16 protein-coding genes and 1 pseudogene are annotated in these 23,898 nt (G+C 25.0%); 3 read left to right on the forward strand and 14 right to left on the reverse strand.

What is annotated here, in order from left to right:
• Positions 1 to 45: 45 nt before the first annotated feature.
• From GE118_RS01895 to GE118_RS04360, 5 genes and pseudogenes are all read right to left on the reverse strand, one after another.
• Entirely contained in the window at positions 46 to 597 is a 552-nt protein-coding gene (locus GE118_RS01895) for a restriction endonuclease subunit S (RefSeq protein WP_370452055.1), read from the reverse strand.
• A 5-nt stretch (positions 598 to 602) separates the two neighbouring features.
• Entirely contained in the window at positions 603 to 1,841 is a 1,239-nt protein-coding gene (locus GE118_RS01900; RefSeq protein WP_158763767.1) for a restriction endonuclease subunit S, read from the reverse strand.
• Positions 1,841 to 3,433, reverse strand: coding sequence for a type I restriction-modification system subunit M (locus GE118_RS01905; protein WP_158763768.1), 1,593 nt, complete (start codon positions 3,431 to 3,433; stop codon positions 1,841 to 1,843). The genes GE118_RS01900 and GE118_RS01905 overlap by 1 nt, the downstream gene beginning before the upstream one ends.
• Before the next feature lie 8 nt (positions 3,434 to 3,441).
• Positions 3,442 to 4,323 carry a hypothetical protein gene (locus GE118_RS04355; protein WP_255473583.1) on the reverse strand — a complete coding sequence of 294 codons (882 nt, stop codon included), beginning with the start codon at positions 4,321 to 4,323 and terminating at the stop codon, positions 3,442 to 3,444.
• A pseudogene (locus GE118_RS04360) lies at positions 4,309 to 6,597 on the reverse strand (type I restriction endonuclease subunit R); the annotation flags it as partial. The pseudogene GE118_RS04360 and the gene GE118_RS04355, both read right to left, overlap by 15 nt.
• Before the next feature lie 1,308 nt (positions 6,598 to 7,905).
• On the opposite strand from GE118_RS04360, the gene GE118_RS01925 reads away from it, so the two are divergent.
• The 3 genes from GE118_RS01925 to GE118_RS01935 all read left to right on the forward strand — a co-directional run bounded on the left by GE118_RS01925 (position 7,906) and on the right by GE118_RS01935 (position 12,927).
• Positions 7,906 to 9,666 (forward strand): S8 family serine peptidase, encoded by a 1,761-nt coding sequence (locus GE118_RS01925; protein WP_158763771.1) that lies wholly within the window; start codon positions 7,906 to 7,908, stop codon positions 9,664 to 9,666.
• Positions 9,666 to 10,634 carry a hypothetical protein gene (locus GE118_RS01930; protein WP_158763772.1) on the forward strand — a complete coding sequence of 323 codons (969 nt, stop codon included), beginning with the start codon at positions 9,666 to 9,668 and terminating at the stop codon, positions 10,632 to 10,634. Before GE118_RS01925 ends, GE118_RS01930 begins: the two co-directional genes overlap by 1 nt.
• Before the next feature lie 427 nt (positions 10,635 to 11,061).
• Positions 11,062 to 12,927, forward strand: a complete 1,866-nt coding sequence (locus GE118_RS01935) for a hypothetical protein (RefSeq protein WP_158763773.1) — start codon at positions 11,062 to 11,064, stop codon at positions 12,925 to 12,927.
• A gap of 146 nt (positions 12,928 to 13,073) precedes the next feature.
• On the opposite strand, the gene GE118_RS01940 is transcribed toward GE118_RS01935, so the two are convergent.
• The 9 genes from GE118_RS01940 to rsmH form a co-directional block, all read right to left on the reverse strand.
• On the reverse strand, positions 13,074 to 14,732 hold the full coding sequence (locus GE118_RS01940; RefSeq protein ID WP_158763774.1) for an IS1634 family transposase: 1,659 nt from the start codon (positions 14,730 to 14,732) through the stop codon (positions 13,074 to 13,076).
• Between the two features lie 225 nt (positions 14,733 to 14,957).
• Complete coding sequence (locus GE118_RS01945) at positions 14,958 to 16,445, reverse strand: hypothetical protein (RefSeq protein WP_158763775.1); 1,488 nt, start codon at positions 16,443 to 16,445, stop codon at positions 14,958 to 14,960.
• A 54-nt stretch (positions 16,446 to 16,499) separates the two neighbouring features.
• Entirely contained in the window at positions 16,500 to 17,588 is a 1,089-nt protein-coding gene (locus GE118_RS01950; protein WP_233262762.1) for a ZIP family metal transporter, read from the reverse strand.
• Entirely contained in the window at positions 17,588 to 18,319 is a 732-nt protein-coding gene (locus tag GE118_RS01955) for a YebC/PmpR family DNA-binding transcriptional regulator (RefSeq protein WP_158763776.1), read from the reverse strand. Before GE118_RS01955 ends, GE118_RS01950 begins: the two co-directional genes overlap by 1 nt.
• A gap of 23 nt (positions 18,320 to 18,342) precedes the next feature.
• Positions 18,343 to 19,134, reverse strand: a complete 792-nt coding sequence (gene nadE / locus GE118_RS01960) for an NAD(+) synthase (protein ID WP_158763777.1) — start codon at positions 19,132 to 19,134, stop codon at positions 18,343 to 18,345.
• Positions 19,135 to 19,219: 85 nt separating this feature from the next.
• Positions 19,220 to 20,074: a PTS glucose transporter subunit IIA gene (locus tag GE118_RS01965; protein ID WP_158763778.1), complete on the reverse strand. Its 855-nt coding sequence runs from the start codon at positions 20,072 to 20,074 to the stop codon at positions 19,220 to 19,222.
• A 210-nt stretch (positions 20,075 to 20,284) separates the two neighbouring features.
• Entirely contained in the window at positions 20,285 to 21,742 is a 1,458-nt protein-coding gene (gene ftsZ, locus GE118_RS01970; protein WP_158763779.1) for a cell division protein FtsZ, read from the reverse strand.
• Between the two features lies 1 nt (position 21,743).
• Complete coding sequence (locus GE118_RS01975) at positions 21,744 to 22,982, reverse strand: MAG3720 family protein (protein ID WP_158763780.1); 1,239 nt, start codon at positions 22,980 to 22,982, stop codon at positions 21,744 to 21,746.
• Positions 22,983 to 22,991: 9 nt separating this feature from the next.
• Complete coding sequence (rsmH, locus tag GE118_RS01980) at positions 22,992 to 23,897, reverse strand: 16S rRNA (cytosine(1402)-N(4))-methyltransferase RsmH (protein WP_158763781.1); 906 nt, start codon at positions 23,895 to 23,897, stop codon at positions 22,992 to 22,994.
• Position 23,898 lies beyond the last annotated feature (1 nt).

The raw sequence follows: 23,898 nt of genomic DNA on the forward strand, positions 1-23,898 counted from the left end.
ATCTTTTATAACTGAATGTGTGAAATTATTTTACTATTAGAAATATTACTTATTTTCTAAGAGTTTAAATAAGTAATTTCGATAATAGGTGTATTGCTTAATAGTTAATGTGTTTAATAATGGAATACAATCGTCTACATTATTTACTAAATCATTAAAAATATCTAGTTGATTAGATATTTTTTGTTGATTATTTAATGAAGTTATAGTTAAAGGCAATTGTTTTAATTTATCAATAGGTAAATGACTAGGTATTGCATCTAATACAAAAGAATTTATTGTGTTCTGATTATTTAACAATAGATGATATAAATATCTGTTATCAATAAATTCTTTTGGTTCGATAAGATATACAACATCATTAGCTCAAAATTCTTTAGTTTGAAAGCCTATAAATCCTGCAGAACCATATTTTGCTATGGTTATAGTGTTTGATTTAGTATTAAACTTATCATAATAACCAAATATATTCATTCCACCACTGATTACAGGATGACCTTGATCTAATAATTCTCTTTTGGTTATTCTTTGACCTGTTTTAATGTCAGCAATATCTGATAAACAAACTTTAACTTGATCGAAGATAAATAATAGTAATCTAACTAGATTGAGTCTCTCTCTCTCTCTCTCTCTCTCTCTGCTCTATCAACAAAACCAGTATTTAGGTAGTTAAAGATTTGATCACGGTAATATTCGTATTGTTTTGTTCTTAACTCGCTTTCTTTTGGTAAACCGATATTTAAATCAAAAGATATTGTTTCGAAATTATCCAAGAAATAAATAATTTTTCTTTGTATAGAAATAGAAGGTATTTTAATAGTTATATTTTCAATGTCTTTATTATAAAGTCTTTCAATTGTACTTGTTTTACCTATACTTCAAGGTTTTGTTTTTAAAAAATAGTAGAGATACTTGTTTAAAATATCCTTTTCATCATTTTCTAATCAAACAATATTTGAATCTTGAAAGTATTGATCTTCACCATCAAATTCAAGAATTTTGCCAATTGTTCCAGAAGTAGAGATTAATATTTGACCTTTTGAAGGGTAAGAATATTTGTTTCTTAATTCATTAAATAATTCATGTGAAATGAATTTATTGCTTTTTCCTCCTATTGTGGAAATTGTGTGAAAAGGGATACCGCTAATATCGTTAGTATCTCTACTTAAAACTCTTTTACACATTTTTACAGAACAAAAATCACCTAATTTTTTAATTTTTATTTCTTGATTTTCTCGAAAATCAAGTAACCTATCTCTATAATAGACATACTGAGCTGAACGTAAGTTAAGCTCAGCTGTAAGCTCAGCAAAGGAATCTAGTACACTTGCAATTTCTTCTTGTATTTTTAATGGTGGAATAGGTATTTTGATTCTTAAAATATCAGGCATACTTGGGTGTTTGATTCCGCCACCCCTATAAAATGATTCGATTAATTCTTTCTTTTCTATTAAAAAATAATATAAATATTTTGTATTTAAAATAGTTTTGTCTTTGCTAATACCAATGATGTTGCCACAATTAATAAAATATCCATTATGATATTTGATATTAGCTGAACCACCTGAAGGAATAGTTATAACTTCAGAATTATAAATATAATCTTCATTACCTTCTTTAACTGTATAAAGATCTTTTAAACCTGTTGTTATTATTTTTACATTTCCGTCATCAGTTGCTATTTCATTAGCTATCTTACTTAAGATATCAGGGATTTTTATAGGTTTAAAAATATTATTGGCATCTTTAAAATTTTTATTTCAAACAACAAGATCTTCTAATCTCTTATACTCTACTCCATTAGGACAAAGTTCATTAATCAATTGTTGAATTTTGTTCATTATTTTTTGCTTTCTAATTCTTTTACAATTTCATCGATTTTTGCTCTAAGTTCATTAACTCTTAAAGTTGTTTCTTTTATTTGTTTGTTTAATTCTTCAATGTTAATAACTTCCTTAGTTGATTTTTCTTCAACATAAGTATTAACTGATAATGATCAACCATTTTGCTCAATTTCTTGAATTGAAGCTAATTTAGAAAAGTGCTCAATTTCTTTTCTATTAATAATTTCATCTAAAATTTGATTTTGATTTTCTAAACTTAATTTATTTTTAGCATCACTACGTACAAATAATTCTGAAGCATTAATGAATAATACTTTATCATCATTTTTACGGTTTTTTCTTAATACTAAAATACAAGTAGCAATAGAAGTTCCAAAGAATAAATCACTAGGTAATTGAATAATAGTGTCAACAAAGTTATTAGTTATAAGGTATTTTCTAATTTTAGCTTCTGCTCCAGAACGATATAAAACTCTAGGAAACTCAACAATAGCTGCAGTACCTGTTTCATCTAAATAATTAAGCATATGCATTGTAAAAGCTAAATCAGCTTTTGATTTAGGAGCTAAAACTCCTGCAGGTATAAATCTAGCATCATTAGCTAATACAGGATTATCTTTACCTTCTCAGTTAGTTGAATAAGGAGGATTAGATACTATAGCATCATATTTATAATTAGCCAATTCTCTATCAGGGTTAGTTAAAGTATCACCTAAAGCTATTTTGAATTTATTAAATGGAACATCGTGTAAGAACATATTAATTCTTGAAAGGTTGTATGTAGTTAGATTCTTTTCTTGTCCAAAAAATCCATCTCTAACATTTTCTTTTCCTAAAATTTTGGCATATTTTAATAATAATGATCCACTTCCACAAGTTGGGTCATAAACTCTATTAACACTAGTTTTATATTTATGATCTTGATTTAAGTTATTAAAATCAATTAAAGTAATTTTAGCTAAAAGCTCACTAACTTCTTGCGGAGTAAAAAATTCTCCACCACTTTTACCAGCGTTTTTAGCATACATTGTCATTAAAAATTCATATGCATCACCAAATGCATCAATACTGTTATCTCAAAATTCACCAAAGCTAATATCTGAAATTTTAAGTAATGTTTTTGATAAAACACTATTAATTTCTGCAACACTTGATCCTAATTTATTATCATTGAATTTCAAATCATCAAATAGACCTTTAAAATCTTCTTCTGAAGGTAATCCTTTGGTTGAGTTTTCAATATCTCTAAAAATATTATTTAAATCTGTATTTAAATTTTCATTAGTTAAACAATTTTTAGTTACATTACAAAATAAGTTTTTAGGACTAATGTAAAATCCAATTTTTGATTTTAAATCATAAAGTGACTCTTCAGTTGCTGTTGATTCATCTCAGTTAGTAAAATCAAATTCAGCTCCCATGCTTTCATTGATTTTGTTAGTTATATTTTCTGAAAGGAATCTATAAAACAAAAATCCTAAAATATAGCTTTTAAAATCTCATCCATCTAAACTTCCTCTAAGATCATCAGCGATTGATCATATTTTTTGTAGTAAACTTTTACGTTCTAGTTCTCTTTGGTTATCCATAATTCTCCTTAATTAGATAAGTTGGTTTCGTTGAATAAATCAATTAAATCATCAAATGCCTTATCTTCTGTTTCTCTTTTTTTATCATAGTCATTATCGTTAAATCCTTTAATAGCAAGTAAAGGGATTTTGAATTTAAATAATGATGAAAATTCATTACCACGTCTTGAAAATTCACCTTTATCAATTGAAAGGTTGAAAAATACATTTAATTTATCGATATCCATATTGTATTTTTCTGCAATTTCTTTTAATTTAGCATCTCGATTTTGTTCCACATATTTTTTAAATTCACATTCTAAATCAAAGCAATTACTAAATGATGTAGGGTCAAAGTTTTGAGAGTTAATAAACTCTAAAATAACTTCTTTTTTAGGCCTAAGTATAGTTGAACTACCAATAGCTCTTTCGATTTCGTGTAAGAAATTCTTAACAAAATCAGTTTTACTTTTACCTTTAATTTGAGAAAAAATTAATTCAAAAATATAATCTAAAGTATATTCTTGAGATTTAATTAATTCTATTTCAAATGTTAAATCATTTGAAATGTCTTCAAGCTTTTTGGTTTCTTTAGTTTGATCTTTAAAATCTAAATAGTAAGATTTATAATCTTGAATTTCAGCTTTTTTAAGTATCATTTTTTCATCATCAAATTCATCAAATGAAATAAGAAAATGATATAGCTTTAATCATTTACTAAATGTCTCAATAAAATCCTTTTTTTCTTCATTTAGCATAATATCACATAAAGTATCATTTGGGAATTGAGTTTTAAGTTTATTAACAATAGGTAAATAACCTTCAGTAGTTTGATCACCATTATAATAAGCATCAAAACCTTTTAATAATAAAGTTTCAACAGCTGCTTCTTTATTTGAGAATAATTTAATTGCATTTTCAAATTGTTTAACAATATTTCTAAAGCATACTACATTTCCATAAGCTTTAGTATCATCAAAAATTCTATTAACTCTTGAAAATGCTTGAATTAAACCATGATCTTTTAAGTTTTTATCAACTCAAATTGTATTTAATTGTGGTGCATCAAAACCTGTTAGCATCATATTAACCACAATTAAAAGATCAATTAATCCATCTTTAGTTTTTGCTGATACATCATTATAGTAGGATTTTAAATGATCTATTGTGAAACTAGTATCAAATAATTTATTGTAATCATCAATAGCATTTTCAAGAAATTCTTTATCATCATTACTCATATGGTTATCTAATTCTTCAGGGTTTTCATCAACTAAATCATCAAAATCTGATTCTTTATTAGCAAAGTTATAAACAATAGCAACATTTAATTTTTTCTTAGGATCAGTATTTTCTTGTAATTGTTTAAAGAATGAATAATATAACTTAGCTGCAGGAATTGAAGAAGCTGCAAGCATACTATTAAATCCAGTAAGTGCTGAACGATATAAACTAAATGCTTTATTATATCCATATTCTTCTATTAATCTAGCACGATTAATATAATACATTTCGTTTCTTAAAGTCTTTTTATCAAAGTTATTTAAGATAAATTCTGCGATTGATTTAATTCTTTCAGGTTTTTCTAATGTCTTTTTAGCATCAACATAAGAACTTATTTCTTTATTACTGTCTTTAACTTGTTCAGATTCTTTTAAAGTATTAACATAATCAACTTTAAAATGTAATACTTTTTTATCATCTAAAGCATCAACAATAGTATAAGAGTGTAATGGTTTTGAATTACCAAATAAATGAGCTGTAGTTAATTTATTACCATCAAGTGATTTATTTGAATTTTCTTCAAAAATAGGGGTTCCAGTAAATCCAAACATCATTGATTTTTTAAAATATTTAGTAATATCAGTGTGCATTTTACCAAATTGACTTCGATGACATTCATCAAAAATGAATACAATTTTGCTATTTCTTAATTCTGTGCCAACAAATTCATTATTGTAGCGATCAATTAATCTTGTTAATTTTTGAATTGTAGTAACTATGATTCTTTTGCTTGGATCTTTAAATAACTTGTTTAATTCATTAGTGCTTTGAGCATTGGTTGTAGAACCTTCTTGGAATTTTTCATATTCACATTGAGTTTGATAATTTAAATCCATTCTATCAACAACAAATATAACTTTATCAACTTCATCAATTAAGCTAATTAATTGAGCAGCTTTAAATGAAGTTAAAGTCTTTCCACTTCCTGTGGTATGTCATACATAACCTCTTGAAGGACTTTTGCCTAAGTGCTCATTATTATTAATGGCATAAGCAACCTTATACATAATTTGCTCAACTGCAGCTATTTGATAAGGTCTCATTACTAATAAATCTTGATTACTATTAAAAACACAATACTTTGTTAAAACATTTAACAAAGTATATTTGTTTAAAAATGAAGTAGTAAAGCTATCTAAATCTTTGATTTTTTTATTATAAAAATCAGCTCAATAAGAAGTTTGTGAAAATGAATGAAGCTCTTTATTTCTATTTGAATTAATATTTTTTAAGGTGTTGTTTTGTCTAATTGTATTTGAATAGTATTTTGTAATACTTCCATTAGAAATAATAAATAATTGAACATAATCAAAAATTCCATTAGTATTTTGAAGCGAATTATTTCAATAACGATCGATTTGATTAAAAGCATTTTTAAGATTTTCACCACGATTTTTTAACTCAATATGACATAAAGGTAATCCATTAACTAAAATAGTGACATCATAACGATTTTTAGATCCTTTTTATGGATTAACATTAAATTGATTAATTACTTGTAAAGTATTTTTATACAAGTTATTTTTATCAATAATAACTAAATTAATTGCTGAATTATCATCTCTAATCAAGGTATATCTATTAGCACCTTGTTTTTGTAAAAGTTCTGTTTTTTGGATAAAGTTGTGATTTTTATTAAGTAAAAAATTATCACAAAATCTTTTTCATTCATCTTTTGAAAAAGTTATATTATTTAACTTTTGCATTTGAATTTTTAAATTTTCTTCTAATTGTTGAACTGTTTTAATATCCTTAGCATATTCATAACCTAATTTAATTAAATTATTAATTAAGTTATCTTCTAATTCCTTTTCAGTTTTGATTTCTAAGTTTAGTGATTTCTTAGGTCTTTCAAAAGCAATTACTTTATCTTTTTCTTCTAAAATATGTTTAATTTCCATAAATATCCTTAAAATTATTTTACATTAATTATTAATATAGTATAAGACATAACTATTTATAAAAAGTTATTTATAGTTTTTGAACTAAACATCAATCAAACAAATATTTTGATTGATTTATTAAATAAATAATTTTAAAAAGATACTTAATCAAAATTAGAAATTTTTAAAAGAAGCTAGACCATACAAAAAAATTGTGGAATATTATCCACAAAATGATCGAAAAAGCTGATAAGTGATAAAATTAATAGCTATTTTGATATTATTAAAGTGTGGAGGGTTTTTACCAAAACAATACACACAATTACAAATAGCATTTATTAGTGTTGGAAAGTTTGATAAATTCCCTAATTAAATCTCATTAATGCAATCTCCAACATTTAAGGACAACTTATTGCTTTTGGTTTAGCAATAAATAAATTAAGTGGTTTTTAATCACTAAATTAATAAAAAATATTTGATCAATAATGATTGAGATTATATTATTTAATATATTTTGATTTTTATAAATGTTCTTATCCCGAAAGAGAGATACTTAAAGTTTGATAATCTTACAAATCAAGATGATTATCAGCAATGAATTAACTATCAATAATTTAGTATATATCTTAATTTTGCTAAAATTTTAATTTTCAATGTAATACTTATTACACAATTAAAAGAACCTATTTTTTAAATAAAAATAAGTTAAATAAAAAATCGATATATCTCTACCAATAAATGACCTTATTATAATGTAGGTCTTCAACATAATAATAAAAATAATTGAATCATCAAATAAAAACAACTTATATAAAACATAGTCATTTTGTATAAATTTAGTTATTTCATAATATAGCTAGATATAGATATTAGTAATTTTTCATACTAAAACCATTATAGTCTAGAGAAAAACTAAGATATTCACCTATTCATAATTATTGTTTATTTGATAATTAATTTATTTTTAAGATAAATACATTAACAAAATAATTGTATATAGATTATTTAAACGAAAATAAAATAATGTATTTGTTTGATTTTATTTGTTGTATCCAGGATTTAAGCACAACGACACAACAATAATGACAAAAAAACACAAGCAAAGGAGAAAAAAATTTTTCTTAAATTCGTTTAAGAAAATGGTGCTTAATATATATTTTTCTATTTATGCAATATTATTCATTTGTGTAAATAAATATTTTCTTTATTACTTTTAAATTTCCCCCAAATTTTAATTTATTAGTCCGTTGAGTAATTTATTCTTTAAGTTACGTTCAATGAACCTATCATAATGCTATTGTAAAATAATTAATTTAGGAGAAACTCATGAAACATTTAAAGAAAAGAATATTTGCTATATTTTCACTAGTTAGTGTATCAATGGTACCAATTATAGTTGGTGGAGTGGCTAGCAATCAAAAACTACATAATAATACTTTTGATAAAATATATGTTTATTCAAAGAATGTAGTAGCACCTTCAAGTTTAAACGGTTCATATAAATTAATACATAAAATAAATGACAAAAATACTATTTCATATGAATTATCTGTTATGCAATTTGATTATGAATTTTATTCATCTAAAAATCAACAAAAAAGAGATGAATTAGTTCATTATTTATCTAATAACATCAAAGGTAAATTCAAAATTACCAAAAGCGAATTCACAAACTTTATTTTTATAGAATTCGAAGAGTTAAATGAAAAAGATAATAATAGTAATTTAATATTATTAAACTCATTAGAAGCGATAAGAAGCGTTGGTGTTAACGATGATAAAACATTACGTTCTATGGAGAAATCTTTAGATAACAAAATTAACATTTTAAAAGAATCAGATGACTATGCATCTAATTTTAAGTCAAATCGTTTTTATAAAGAAGATAGAAATAAAATAATTGATTTATATAAAAAAACAAAACAAAGAGGGAAATTAGGAATTTGAGAACCTGGTGGTCTAGTTAATAAATATGATAAATCCGTTTTCTTGAATGATGAAAACCTTGATGTTCATAAAGTGTACAATGATTGAGGATGATGAATTTATTATAATGATCATGCCACAAAAGTAGCGGGTGTTGCTTCTGGAAAGAATGGAGTAAATCCCTTTTTAAATATATATGGAAGAAAAATATGAAATTATAAAAATGATGTAGAGTATTATGCTTCTAAAGGAGTAGAGGTTATTAATGCTTCATTTGGTTTTAAAGGTGAAGATGCCAAAAATCATGAAGAATATAATATGAAATCTAGATATATAGATGAATTTGTAAGAATTAATCCTGAACATATTATTGTATTTGCAGCGGGTAATGAATCAACCAAATTAAATGGACATCAGCTATCATATAACTCAATTGTTGTGGGAGCAAATGATATTTGAGGATATAGAGTACCATTTTCGAATAAGGATTCTAACACAGGTAGATACCCAACTTTGTTAGCTAATGGTTTAAATTACAACTTTGGTAAAGAATTAGTTTCAGGAACAAGCTTCTCAGCACCTCTTATAAGTTCTATATTAGCTTCTTCGTTGATTACTCATAAACATATTTATGATAAAGGTAAAAATATAATTATTGCAATATCTGCATTATCAAGTTCTACATATTCAAAGAATAAATACGATTCTGGAGAATTAGACAAAGAATATGGGGCGGGTATATTTGATTTTCAAAAATGATTTAATTCATTAGAATCTTTAGTATATTTCAATATAAAAGGTGATAGCAGAAGTACAAAAGTGCCAATTACCTACCCTGCGAAAAAAGAACAATTAATTAAAATCAAAGATGTTTACGTTCAAAAAGATGAAGTGTTAAGAGGTTCATTGGCTTGATTATTTTGGGGACATTACACTAATAATAAACTAACTTTACCAAAAGTAACAGATTTTGATTTAATCTTAAAAGACGAACAAGGTAATACCGTTATGTCTTCAGTAAGTGGTTCAAGAAATATTGAAATGATTAAGTATAAAGCAAAAACAAGTGGTAAATATTCATTTTATGTTAAACAGTTTGCTGATATCCCGCATAATGAATCATATGATTTAGCATTCACAACCACCAAAGGATGAGACTAATGAAACATACACAAAACAATGTTAATAATCTAAATAAAAAAATAATAAATAACAAGAGAATATTTTGGATAATAGTTTCTGAAGTCATTCTATTTGTTATTTTTCTAGCTATTACAAAGTTCTTAATGCCTAATATGGAGGTAGCAATAGACACTAGTTATACTAATCTTGCTAATGTTTCAGATAAAACTTTATACACAACAATAATTAATGATTTAGTGTTTATTTCAATATTTGAAGTATTATTTAATTTAATCATATGAATGCTATGACATACTAATTTAAATAAAGAAACAACAAATAATCAAAACAATTTTAATAAATTAATTATTTATTGAATATTATTCAATATAGTTTTAATCACAGTTTATTCACTAATGATGTTATTGTTTGAATATAAACCAAGTATTTTAGGTTTAAGTTATAGAGCGTTTATAGGGAACGATATCAATAGATTTTATTTTTTAATTAGTAATGTTGTTATTATTTCTTTTGTAATATTAATCATTACTAATATTAGTAAATATTTAGTAATGCGTAATTTAAAGGATAAGTTTTTTAAAGTTATTATCTATATATTTGCTATAACTGCTCTTATACCACTTGTTTTAGTAATACCATTTTTCACAAGTGTTTGATCTATTAATGGAGATGACAAATATAACTATATTGTTTACCCTAGTTTAATTACTTTTGCAACAATTTCTCCAATTTTAACTTTAATAAATCCTTTTTATTCATTAATTAATGCATATTCATGAATCTCTTCTAATGAAGTGTTTGGTTATATGCATCTTTGAACTAAAGTCCCAACCACATGATTTACCATTAATTTGATATGAAGTTCCTTATGCTTGATAAGTACAACATTAATAACTTTTTATATAAATAAGAAATATTTAGTTAAGAATAAGAGTGATTTAATTATAAATACCAAAAATCAATTACCAGATAAATTTATTAACTAAATTCAAATAAAATATAGTATTAAACACTAATATGTTTTATCAAATAGTTTCCAAGTTTTAGTAAAACATCATAAAAAACATAATTTAAATACTACTTTTCAACTTTTTCAAAACATTACATTGTAATTAATATTTTAAAAGTCAGTGAAGTATTTATATTTATTTTGATTTAAAGAATAACATATATAAAGACAATGAATTATGTTTTAATTAAAAATAATTTCAATTTTTCATTTTTAGAAAATAATGTATTAATACTATATTTTTATTATTGACACAACTATTTATATAAAATATTGTATTTTTGATTCTTTATTTACATTTTATACAAGAAAATAACCTAGATATGAATATAAAATAATATATAACAAATAACTTGTTTTCACATTTATAATAAGTTTTTATATATCAAATAAAGGAGGAATATATGAAAAATAATCTTAATAGCTTTAGTAAATTTATAAAAAATAATAAAAAAATCTTTTCAATAGTATTTTTTGAAATTATTTTATTTATTATTTTCCTAGCAATTACAAAGTTCTTAATGATTTCCACCCAGGTATCTGGTGGGAAACTAGTTAATGATAGTGGAGAGCTAGGATCATCCTTAGGTGAAAATATCATTAAATATGGAACAATAACTAATGATTTGTTGTTTATTTCGATATTTGGAATATTATTTAATTTAATTACATGAACACAGTGACATAGTTATTTAAAACAAGGTCTAATTAATAACCAAAAAGTTTTAAATAGATCAACTATGTACTGAATATTATTTAATATTGCTTTAGTTGCAATCTATTCATTAACAATGTTGTTATTTGAACATAAACCACGTATTTTAGGATTAAATAATAATCAGCTTTCTAATAGCGAAATTAATAGATACTGATTCTTAATTGGTAATGCTCTTATAGTATTCTCTACTATTTTAATTATTACTAATATTAGTAAATATTTAGTAATGCGTAATATTAATAATAAGTTTTTCAAAATTATTATTTCAATATTTGCTTTAACAGCAATAATTCCTGTTACCTTAGTGATACCATTTTTTGTAACAGTATGAAAACCTAGTTTTGGTGATAAGTATAATTATATTTTCTATCCTAGTTTAGTTACTTTTGCAACAATTTCTCCAATTTTAGCTTTATTAAATCCGTTTTATTCATTTATTAGTGTGTATTCACTTATTGCTTCAAAAGAAGTTTTTGGATATATGTATCATTGAACAAGTATTCCAACAATAATATTCATTATTAATGTAGTATTAAGTGGTTTATTCTTAACAGGTATGACATTTATAACCTTTTACACAAATAAAAAATACCTAATTAAAGAGCGAAACAATGCTATCGTAGATTTTCAAGATGATTCTACAAACAAATTTACAAATAAATTAAATAATTTAGTAACTTTAATCAAGAAAAATAAAGCATTAACCTTTGTAATTATGTTTGAAATAATATTATTTACAACATTTTTAGCTATTACAAATACTTTAATTTCAACTAACTATGAACTTACTTTACTTGTGCCTACAATAATAGGTTGAGAACCAACGCCAGGTAATGATTTTATAATTAACGATTTAGTATTTACTATACTTTTTGGCGGTTTATTTAATTTGGTTATTTGAGTAATCTTGCACTTTAAATGAAAAGTTCAAGGTGTAAAAAATATCATTTTCTCAACTATCAAATGAACAGTATTTAATTTTATACTTTTAGCAATTTATTCAGTTGTTATTATTTCAAAAGGTCTAAGAAATAATTATTCATTATTAAATCCATTAATGTTTATTGGTATTAATGTTATCGCAATTGTTTTTGGAGTTTTAATTGCAACTAACATTAGCAAATTTTTAATATTAAGAAATTCAAAAAGTATATATTTTAAAATTATTGCTTTAGTAGCTATTGTTAGCTTTATAATAGGAGTAGCTTTAACAACATCTTTATTAATCAATGCAAATTTAAATAGAGAAAATAGCTATGATAAATACAAAGAGTTATACATAACTTATGGATTTGTTTCACCTATTTTAACAATCTTAAATCCGTTTTATTCATTTATTTCTTTATTCTCAACCCTTTCATTAAGAAAATTAATCAATTTTGAAATTTGAGGTTGAAATCTAATTATTATATTATTACTTATTAATTTAATAATTAATACCTTATATTTAATCTCATTACCTACAATTCTTTTTATCTTAAACTATAAAAAAGAAAACAAGATTAAACAATTAAATTCTAACGAAATGATGTTATTAAATAAAACAAATTAAACTTAAACAAAAAAATATGAGTACATAGTACTCATATTTTTATTTTTTACCTGAGTTTCCCCTGAGTTTCCAAGTTTTAACAAAAAACGATAAAAAGAGCATTTTATTGCTCTTTTTTCAACTTTTTCAAAAATTTACATTGTAATTTATGGTTTTTGAGTTTCTAATATCTTTTTGATAATAACAAAATCATTTAAATGTTGCATATTATCTTTATTTTCTATTAATTTTTCAGTGATAATTTTTGAATTTATCACTTCAACATATTTATTAGCACTTAAAATTGCTTTTATTAATCTTGTGTTAGTAAATCTTTCGTTTTTAACACCTAATACAGGTTCTAAGTTTTTATTTACTAAAGTTAGTAAATATCTCATAAGAACCAATGATATAAAGCATAAAAGAAAATATCCTTCAATGTGTTTGTCACTTCGCACATACACAGGTCTGATTCTTAAAGCGTTTTTTAATGTTCTAAAGTTTTCTTCAACTTGTCATTGTTTTGCATATAAATCAACAACATCTTGAACTGTAAGATCGTGTCTTGATGTTTCGTAAGCGTATAAACCATCAAACTTTTTATCTCTCTCGATTTTTTCATAATCTAACTTGTATGAAGTTGTTTTACCATTTTCAATTTCTTTAAAGAATTTGTATTTTTTACCAGCAAGCAAATCAGCTTGAGCAACAATACCATTTTTAGCTTTTTTATTGAAATTATCAATAAGAATTTGTCTATCTTGTTTATCTTTTTTAGCACGTTTTTCACTATAAGTTATTATTCTACGTCTAGTTCTTCCGTTTGGACGTTTTTTCTGTCATAGCGATTCATAAGTTTCTTCTTTAAATTTAAAATTATCTAAATCAACATATCCTTCAGGATCTTGAGCGAATAATTTAGTTCTTTTAGTAGCGATTTTTAATCTGTAAGAGATTATAAAATCAATATTATTTTGTTCTAGGAATCTAATGTTTTTATTGGTACTCATTCCTCTATCAGCAATTATTGTAACCATTCTAAGGTTGTAAATTTTCTTGATTTCGTTGATAAATGGAATGAAAGTATTTGGGTCAGCTGTATTGCCTTTAAATAATTTGTAATGGATTGGAATACCATTTTCATCAGTGATTAAACCCACTACAATTTGATCTTCTTTGAATTTTCCATCTTTTGAATATCCAGGGTGTTTAAGACCTAAACTTGTAAAAGTTTCAAAATATACAGTTGATGAATCAAATCACATAACATCAACAGATCTTAGGTTTTTAGAAATTAATGAATTATTGATGTTTTTTAAAATAGTTGTTTTATTATCTGAAAGATAATCTAAAGAGTTGTAAAATGTAGTCTTTTTTGAATCAAATTCAATTTCATAATCAGGAATACTTTCAAAAGTTTTAATAAGACTTTGTTGTTTTAGGATACGTGTTGAAATTATAAATTTCAATATTTTTATTAATTCTTTTGATCTTGTTTCTTTTGTCTTCTCAAAAATATCCAAGTCATCAATTGTGTTAAATAAAACTTGATGACCATAATTAACAACTTTTGATTCAACAACTGAATTTTTAAGAACTTTATTTACTTCTTGCAAAATTTTGTCTTTAGGTCATTCAGGATCTCAACTAACACAAGCTTCTTTTAAGAGATTAATTGGGTCTTTTGTAGATTTTTCTAATTTTTCTAAATTCCCCAAACCAATACTTCTCTTATAACCTCTAGCATGACCATTTGAGATAGCTGCTGTGATGTAGTATGTGTCTTTTCTTTTACTTCTAACAATAATTCACTTTTCTTTTTTCATACTCCTAATTATACCATAATTACAATGTAATTATGTGGAAAAAATAATTTTTTTACTATACGTAGTATAGTAAGTGTGGAAAAGTGCTAAAAAATTGGTCAAAACTTGGAAACACAGGATAATCGAACTTAAAATTTTAAGACTACCATATTTTGGCAATGATCTAATATCTAATACTTTTAATATCTTTTCTAAATTCTTATCCATTTTTAGTCTTAAAAAGTATTATTTATTCTCTTTTCATACAATGACTGTAGCTTTTTCATTTAAAATTTTCATAACTTTTGATGCATCAAAATATTTATCATTTTTTTCGAAATTTAATGTTTCACTTAGGGAAGATACTAAGTATCTTTGAATAAATAAAGCGATGTATCAAATTATAAAATAACCTAACATATATTCTTGTTTTCAATCATAAGTAGATTTTGTTTCAAATTTAGTAAATAATAATCTTAAATATTCTTCAATGTTTCATAGTTCTTTTATTTGTTTAATAGTTTTTATTAGTTTATCTTCTTTGATATTAGTTCTAATTCCATAAAATCCAATTGTTTTAAAATTATCATTATTTTGTTTTTGGTTATTTAGGTTGTTAGATTTTAATTTTTTAACATTATTTAAATCACATTCAATCCTATCGTATGAATAAATTAATATAATGTCTTCTTCTAATGAATAGTCTTTTGTGTTATTGTTAATAGAGTCTATTACAGGTATTCTTTTAACTCAAAAATTATCTATAACTTCTTCAAAAGTATTTAAATCAAATGTATTAGATATATGTTCATCTGGGAAATTTATTTTTTCAGTAATTATATAGTTGTAATCCAATTTTTTCATTTCTAATAGGTTAGTTTTAGAATTTATATCATTATCAAAAATAATTGTACTATTTTTAAAATTAAAATTCTTTTTTAATCTTTTTAAAAATGGTAGGAAGGTTTTGAATTTATTTGTGTTTTCTCAAAAAACTTCAAAATTAATAGGTATACCTTTATTATCTACTGCTAAACCTAAAACTATTTGTGTTTGATCAGGTTCTAAGTCATATGATAATTTATAATTCCTTAAATCATTCACACTAATACTTTTAAAATAAATAGTTATTTCATCATAATAATCACTTAAATCATTGATAGATAACCTTGATAATTGTTTATTTAAATGACTTATTAAATTAGTTTTTTCTTTAGCTATTTTTCTTAATGATCTATAAATTGAATCTAAAGGAAAATTATAATTTGCTAAGTATTTTTCATTTAGATTTAAAATTTTAAACGATTCATTTGGTCTTAAACTGATTGAAGTTATTAAAAATTCTACAATATCTACTAAAGAATATTTTGTTTGATAGTTTTTATTCATTTTGTTGAAAAACTTATCCAATTTAAGAGTGTTAAATATCTTTTTATAGATTAAATTTCCATAACACTTTGTTTCTAATGTTTCATTATCTGCAAGAAGCACATTATGAATAAGTGAATCCATAACATCAGATACTAATTGATTTGCTTCTGATATTTTTGCTTTTGACTTTTTACATTTTTCTTTTAATTTTTCAATAGCAAGTGGGTCGTTTGCTATTAAATCTTCTTTTTTACCTAATCTTTGTACAACTTTATGAACTGCTTTCTTTTTAACTTTGTCTCATTTTGATTCCACTAGTGTTACATATTCAACACCGCTTACTTTACTAATTTTTACAAACATAGTGTAATTATACCTTTTGATAATATAAGAGATATAAAAAACTTCTTAATTAAATTAAGAAGTTTGACTAAATTCTATAACTTTAGTTATTAATTGATGAGTATGTTCATGTTCAGAATGTTCATGTAAGTGGAACGTAAGAATTAATACAGAAAATACAACTCCAAGGAATAATGAAATAATTGTAATAATTCATCTTCTTTTTTCCATATCAACATGGTAGAATTCTGGGAAAAATTCTACCAATGATGTAAATAAGAAAATTCCAGCAATTGCTGCAATTAATGCTGCTTGAGCAAAATTGTGTGCATCAATTCATGAACCTATAAAAATACCAATTAACATAAATGGTAAAAATAGCATATCCATTAAAGTTGAAATTAATAATGAGTTTCATCTTCCATAACCTGAGTCTCTTAATCGATAGTAAAAAACTAATTCTTCAGGTATCATATGTAAAATCAATGAAACAAAATATGCTACTGTTAAATTATTAGCACTACCTTGAATTGCTAAGCTTAAGTTATATCCAATAAGCATTCCTTCAGGAATTCTATGGGTTAATAATAAAGCTAAAGCAACAATTTTAAGTTTAGCACTAACTTTTTCACTTAAAGCTTCTTCAGCTAGGATAATACTATCTTCTTGATTAAAGATGTGATCAGGATGCGAATGAGAATGTAAATGACCTTCACTAGAGTGATCATGCACAAATATACTAGTTTTTTTATTAGTCATTAATTTTTTATTGATTCTATAACTAATAACAAATTTAAGAATAAATGAAAAAATTATTCCACCTAATACTCCACCAAAAACTGTAGCGATATTATATCCATATTGACTTCATTCACTTAATTCCTTACCTTGATCTTCAAGTACTTCAATCCCTTTTGATGATTGCTCAATTGCTTCTCTTAAAAAACCAAAAGTAGCAAGAATTAAGAAAAATCCGGTTGAAAAAGCATAAAGGTATACTTTAGTTTGATGGTTTAATTTACTTTTAAATAATGGGAATAAAAAAGAAATAAAAACCGGTATAAATAACAAAATTAATAAAGCAATCAAAACAATTACAACTCTAGCAGCTGCATCTGAATGTAATTGATTTGATAAACTATTAAATATTTGCTGAATATCCATTAGTTATATTTGATTTCGATATTGTGATAAACTTCTTGAATATCGTCATCATCTTTTAATTTTTCAACAAATTCAAGTAATTTTGTTTCTTTTTCTTGATCATATTCAACATACATATTAGGTACATATGTTACTTCACATTGAACGAAGTTTTCAATGTCAAAGGCACTTTCAAGTTCATTTTTAACATCAGTGAAGTTTTCAGGAGCAGTAATAACTACATAAGTATCATCTTCAACTTCGATATTTTCAGCTCCATTTTCAATTGCTAATAACATTAATTCTTCTTCGTTAGCTAATGATTTATCAAATTCAATAATTCCTTTTTTATCAAAAGCAAATGGAATTTGACCTGTTTTACCTAATGAAGCATTTTGTTTTTTGAAATACGCTTGTACATTTGAAGTAACACGATTAATATTGTCACTTAAAGTAACAACAATAAAACTAGCTCCACCACTTACAGTAGCATTAAAAATTGTTTCTACAAAGGCATTAGCATTTTTATCACCTTTAGCTTTTGAGACAGCTCTTTCAATGTTGTCCTTTGGCATATTTTTACTTTTAGCTTTTGAAATAGCTAATTTTAATGCTGGATTAGTTTCTGGATCTGGTCCTAATTTAGCAGCTACATAAATTTCTTTTGAAAGTTTTTGAAAAATTTTTCCCCTAGCTGCATCTTGAGCACCCTTACGGTGCATAATATTGGCTGCATGTGAATGTCCGGCCATAAATTTCCTCCTTGATTATTTAATTAAATTGGTTTATTTGGTTGATAAGCAGTATCACGCTTATGTTGTGTAGAATTATGTTTGTGTTGAATTTTAGCTATTGTGTCTTGAGATAAAGTTTGATTAATTAAATCTAAATTATCTAAATTATTAATATAAAAATCTAAATCTTTATAACTAAATCCCAATTCAACTTCATCAGTTTGACCATCTCACAATCCTGCAGATGGTTTTTTATTAATGATATCTTCTGGCACATTCATTAATGATGCAAGATATCTAACTTCACCTTTAGTTAATTGACTAATTGGTAATAAATCAGCTCCTCCATCACCAAATTTTGTAAAGTATCCAATGTATACTTCACAAGCATTATCTGTACCTAAAACTAATGCTTTATTATTTTGAGCATAAGCATATAAAGTGATCATTCTTAATCTTGGTTTAATATTAGCTATAGCTAATTCATTAGTTACATTAAAAATGTTTTTAAGTTCTAAAAAACCATTAGTTAAATCTTGATAAATAAATTGGTCATTAAAGGTATTTTCTAACTGCTTAATATGATTTAAATCACTATCTGTCATTGAAATAATTGGCATTACTATTGCTGTTACTTTATCTTTAAATACACTTTTAGCTAAAGCATAAACTAAAGCTGAATCAATACCACCACTAATACCAACAACTACTCCTTTAGCATTAGCGTTAGCAACTTTAGTTTTTAAAAATTCTTGAATTGTTTTAATATATGATAAAGCAGCTTCTTTATCATATACAGGTTCACTACCTTGATATTTTGTTATTTTACTCATTAGTAATATATACCTCTCATTAATTATACTTAATATTTAAAAATTAAGTTATTTTTTAAAAATAAAACTCACTAAGTGAGCTTTATTATTTACATAATTTAAATAATACTTCACCCGCTAATGCTTTATCAGCCATAGAAGTAACATTTTGTAAAACTGAATCATTTGTAGTTGTGATAATAATGTGTTTGTCAATGTTTTCTTGATCAAATTTGTTTAAGTTTAATTCTAATAACACTTCTTGTTTTTTAACATTGTCATTTAAATTAAATTTAGCATCAATACCAATTCCATCAAGTTTATAACTGTTTAATCCAGCAACAATAACAACTTCAATTCCTTCGTGTGATTTAAAAATAATTTGATTTTTGTTAGCAGGCATCATCATAATTTTTCCATCAAATGGAGCTAAAACTTTAGCAGTTGAACCACTAACTAAAATAGCAACTCCATTACCTACTAATTTCTCTGAAAAAATTCCATCATTTAATTTTTCTAACGCAACAAGTTCTCCACTAACTGGAGCAAGAACATCAAATTGTTCCACACATTGAGCTTCTTGTTTAACTGATGAAGTTTCTTCTTTAGTTGCTTGAGCGTTGTCTGTTGTTTCTTCTTTTAAGTTGGGTACATAAAGTTTAACAACTTCGTTTAATTGATCAACACCACAATCAAAAGTAACTTGAACATAGTTTGAAGCATCAAAAACTTCAACTTTTTTAGCTCCAAGTTTTTTTAATTCTGCTTCATTAATTAATGATACGTTTTTTAATCCATATCTTAATTGTGACACACTATTATTAAATGAAAGAATGTTATTTGCTCCACCTAAAGCATTAATTAATTCAACTACTTCAACTGGAGTTGCACATGTGCATTCTTGACATGAATCATTCTTTTTGTTTGCTAATAATTCACAAGATTTTTCTACTAAATTCATTTTGTCTCCTTATTTGAAAAATGTTATTTTAATTTTACATTATTAATATTTTTTATGGTACTATCGAAATTTATTTTAATATTTTTTATGGTAAAAATACCATAAAATAAAAAAGAAGCTTGTTAGCTTCTTTCTTTTTATATTTAGTTTCAAAATCTAAATTTGATTTAATAACTTGTTAAACAGATTTATTTTTCGTCAACATCAAATTTATCATGCTCAACGATCGTTATCATCTACATCATCTTCAGGTTTTTCATCATAAATATCGTTGTAGTTTTTTGGTTCTTCTTCAATATCAAACATAGAGCTAATTTCGATTGTATTAACACCATCATTCATTGATTGTTCTATTGGTTGATGTTGAATTTCATTAGTTTTAACTAATGTTTCTTCTTTTTTTACTGTTGTTGAAGTTTGAGTTGGATTAAATGTATTTGTTTTAGTTTGGTTTAATTCAACTGTATTAGTTTGTTCATTTTTTTCTGCTAAACTTGAAACAATGTGTTCAGCAGTTTTTTGTTGATCAAATAATACTTGTTTTACATTTTCACTTAATGTGTTGTTATCGTTTTTAACAACTTCTTTACTGATGAAGTCTGTTTCAATAAATAAATCAGAGACTTCTCCGTTATTATAATCTTCAGCAGTAGAGTTAATATCAGCACCACCAGCAATAATTGAAATTTTGAAAATTTCTGAGTTGTTGTTTGTTTCAACAGCTTCTTGTCCAATAATGCACTCATAATCTTCTTCTTCACGGTTTTGTGCTAGAATTTCATGAACTCTATTAACAGCTTTTTTAATCTCAGCTAAAGTTGCTTTATTATCATATTGAATGTTAACTAAAATACGTTTAGCGGTTTTAATATCATATTTATATAAATTTTGTTCAAATGCTTTATCTACAGCTTTAATAGCACGGTCTTTACCAGTTGATTGTCCTATACCCACCACAGTTAGTCCAGCATCGGTTAAGATTTTCTTAGCATCAGCATAGTCAATATTTATATTTCCAATACGGTATAAAATATCATGAATTGCAAGAATAATGTTTTTTAATGAAATGTTAGCTAATTTAAACGTATCAGCAATTGGTAAGTCACCGTAGTTATCAGCTAATTTTTCATTTGAAAGAATTACATATGAATCAACATGTTTCTTAAGTTCTTCAATACCTTGATTTGCAATTTTTTTTCTTTTAGGACCTTCGTATTCAAATGGTGTAGTAATAATAGCAATTGTTAAAGCACCATTACTTTTAGCGATTTCAGCAACAACAGGTGCAGCTCCTGTACCAGTTCCTCCACCAAAACCAGCAGCGATGACCACCACATCAGCACCAGCTAGTTCTTCTTGAAGTTCCATAGTACTTTCTTTTGCAGCACTAGCACCAATTTCTGGGTTACTTCCAGCCCCTAATCCACGTGTTTCTTTACCTAATTTAATTTTTTTGCCACATTCAACAGTTGCTAAGGCCTGTGCATCTGTGTTTGCAACAACAAAATCAACATGAGTAAAACGTTCTTGAAGCATTGTTTTGACAGCATTGTTACCACTACCCCCAACACCGATTACTTTTAGGGTAATGTTAGCAGTGTTTTTATCAATAATTTCTTCATTTTCTTTTTCAATATTTTCAATCTTTTGATCAAATAATTGACTCATTTTAATTTACTCCTTTTCATTTATTAAAAATTTTCTTTAGATTTGAATTTGTATTATCAAATTCTTTTAGATTCACATCACTAGTTCCTGGTTGTATTGGTTTGTTATTATTGAATCAACTAGTTAGTGTAAGTGCTTGTTTAATTACTTTATTAGCATCACTACCAAAGATATATCTTTGGTTTGTTTGGTTTATGAATACAGGTTCTATTTTTGCTTTATTTACTTTTTTAAACAATTGCATTAAATGGTTAATAAATCAATCTAATTCACCACTAAAAGAAAGTTTATCAAATCCATTATACATATTGTTTAAAACATAAATGCTAACAAAATTATGAATTTCTTTGGCAATATTGTTGTTAAAACGTTCCATTTGACTCGCAAAATACTTTAAGTTATTATCTAAAGCTAATGAATTGTCTTGGTAGGAATATGCGTTTTTAGCAACATATCTTAAACGATTTAAAATTTGGCTTTGGTTTAATTTAGTTTCTAATGTTAATTGTTTGATTAAAGAACTAGTCCCCACTAACAATTTCTTATAACCAATAATTACTCCATTTTGGACTATATTAAATGAACAAAAATCGCTTGATAAATTAACTAGGATATTAATTCGTTTATTGCTAATAAATTCACTAGCTATAACTTGAGATTTTAATCAATAGTTACGTTTTTTGGTTAATCCAATATTATCTAAAAATTGTGTTATTTTGTTAAAAGCAAGTTCGTTTTTATTAATTGCAATAAAACTAGAGTATTGAGTAATTAAGTCTCACTCAATATTTTGGTTTAATTTAGTATATTCTTTGCTTATCCCTTGGTAATGGACAACAAATTTATATGGTTGATTAATTACTATATTGGTTTGGTGATCAATTAATTCTTCTAAATGTTTTTTAGTTTTATCATTAATAAGATTTTTAAGATCTTTAAGAGTTAAATCGCTATTTTGGATTTCACTTTTTTCTAGATTTATTTCAAGTTTATTAAATTTAATATCTTGAAATAAACTGTCTTCAAAAATAATGTTACTTGCGATTATGCTGTTATTATCTAAATTACTAAAAATATCTTTAAGTTGCAATGCTTTGATTTTAGATTCACTTTTGCTTCTGTAATCAAATTCAAAATTACAATTATTTCCAGCACTAACTAAAATGCCATCCACATCCTTAATTAAACTAAAACTAATTGTTTTTGAGCTAATGTAAAAATTAGCATAGTATTTCAACATAAAGCTCCTTTATAATTTGGTAATAACTCTTAACTTCGCAGTTCTTGAACGATTATTTTCTAAAATTTCATTTTTTGATGGTTTGATTTGTTTTAAGCTAAATTTTTTAACTTCTTGAACAGGCATCTTAATAGGTAAATCGCTTTTGGTAATGTTTTTACAAAAGTCTTTAACTATTTTGTCTTCAATTGAATGAAATGTAATTATAGCTAAACTAGCTTGTTCTTTTAATAAAGATAAAGCATCATTTAACATAATTTTTAAAGAATCAAGTTCATTGTTAACTTCAATTCTAATTGCTTGAAATACAGCCTTTGCAGGGTTTTTGGCTCTTAATAAAGCTGCAGGGTAAGCAGATTTAATAACTTCAACAAGTTGCAATGTTGAATAAATTGGCCTATTTGCTACAATAGCTTTCGATACTTTTTTATTAAGTTTGACATCAGCATAATTTCATAACAATTGTGCTAATTTATCTTCATCGTATGTATTAACTACTTCATAAGCAGATAAATCTTGTTTTGTATCCATCCGCATATCCAATTTTGCATCTTTATTATAGCTAAATCCCCGCTCAGCTTGGTCAATTTGAGGTGATGATATTCCTAAATCAGCTATCATACCATCTACTTGATAAATACCAAGTTCATTTAATCTTGATTTAATATCACTAAAATCACTTTTGATTAATTGAAAATTTGGTGAAATTGCTTTTAATCGTTCATTTGCAGTCGCGATCGCAAAATCATCCTTATCAAAAGCAATTAATTTACCTGTAGTAAGGTGTTTTAATATAGCTGCAGAATGTCCACCCATTCCAAGTGTAAGATCCACATAAATTCCATCTGGTTTTATTTTTAAAACATCAATGGTCTCTTTAAGCATTACAGAGTAATGTAACCTACTTTGTTCCATT

It is taken from the genome of Mycoplasma sp. NEAQ87857 (assembly GCF_009792315.1).
Lineage (GTDB): Bacteria > Bacillota_I > Bacilli_A > Mycoplasmatales > Metamycoplasmataceae > Mycoplasmopsis.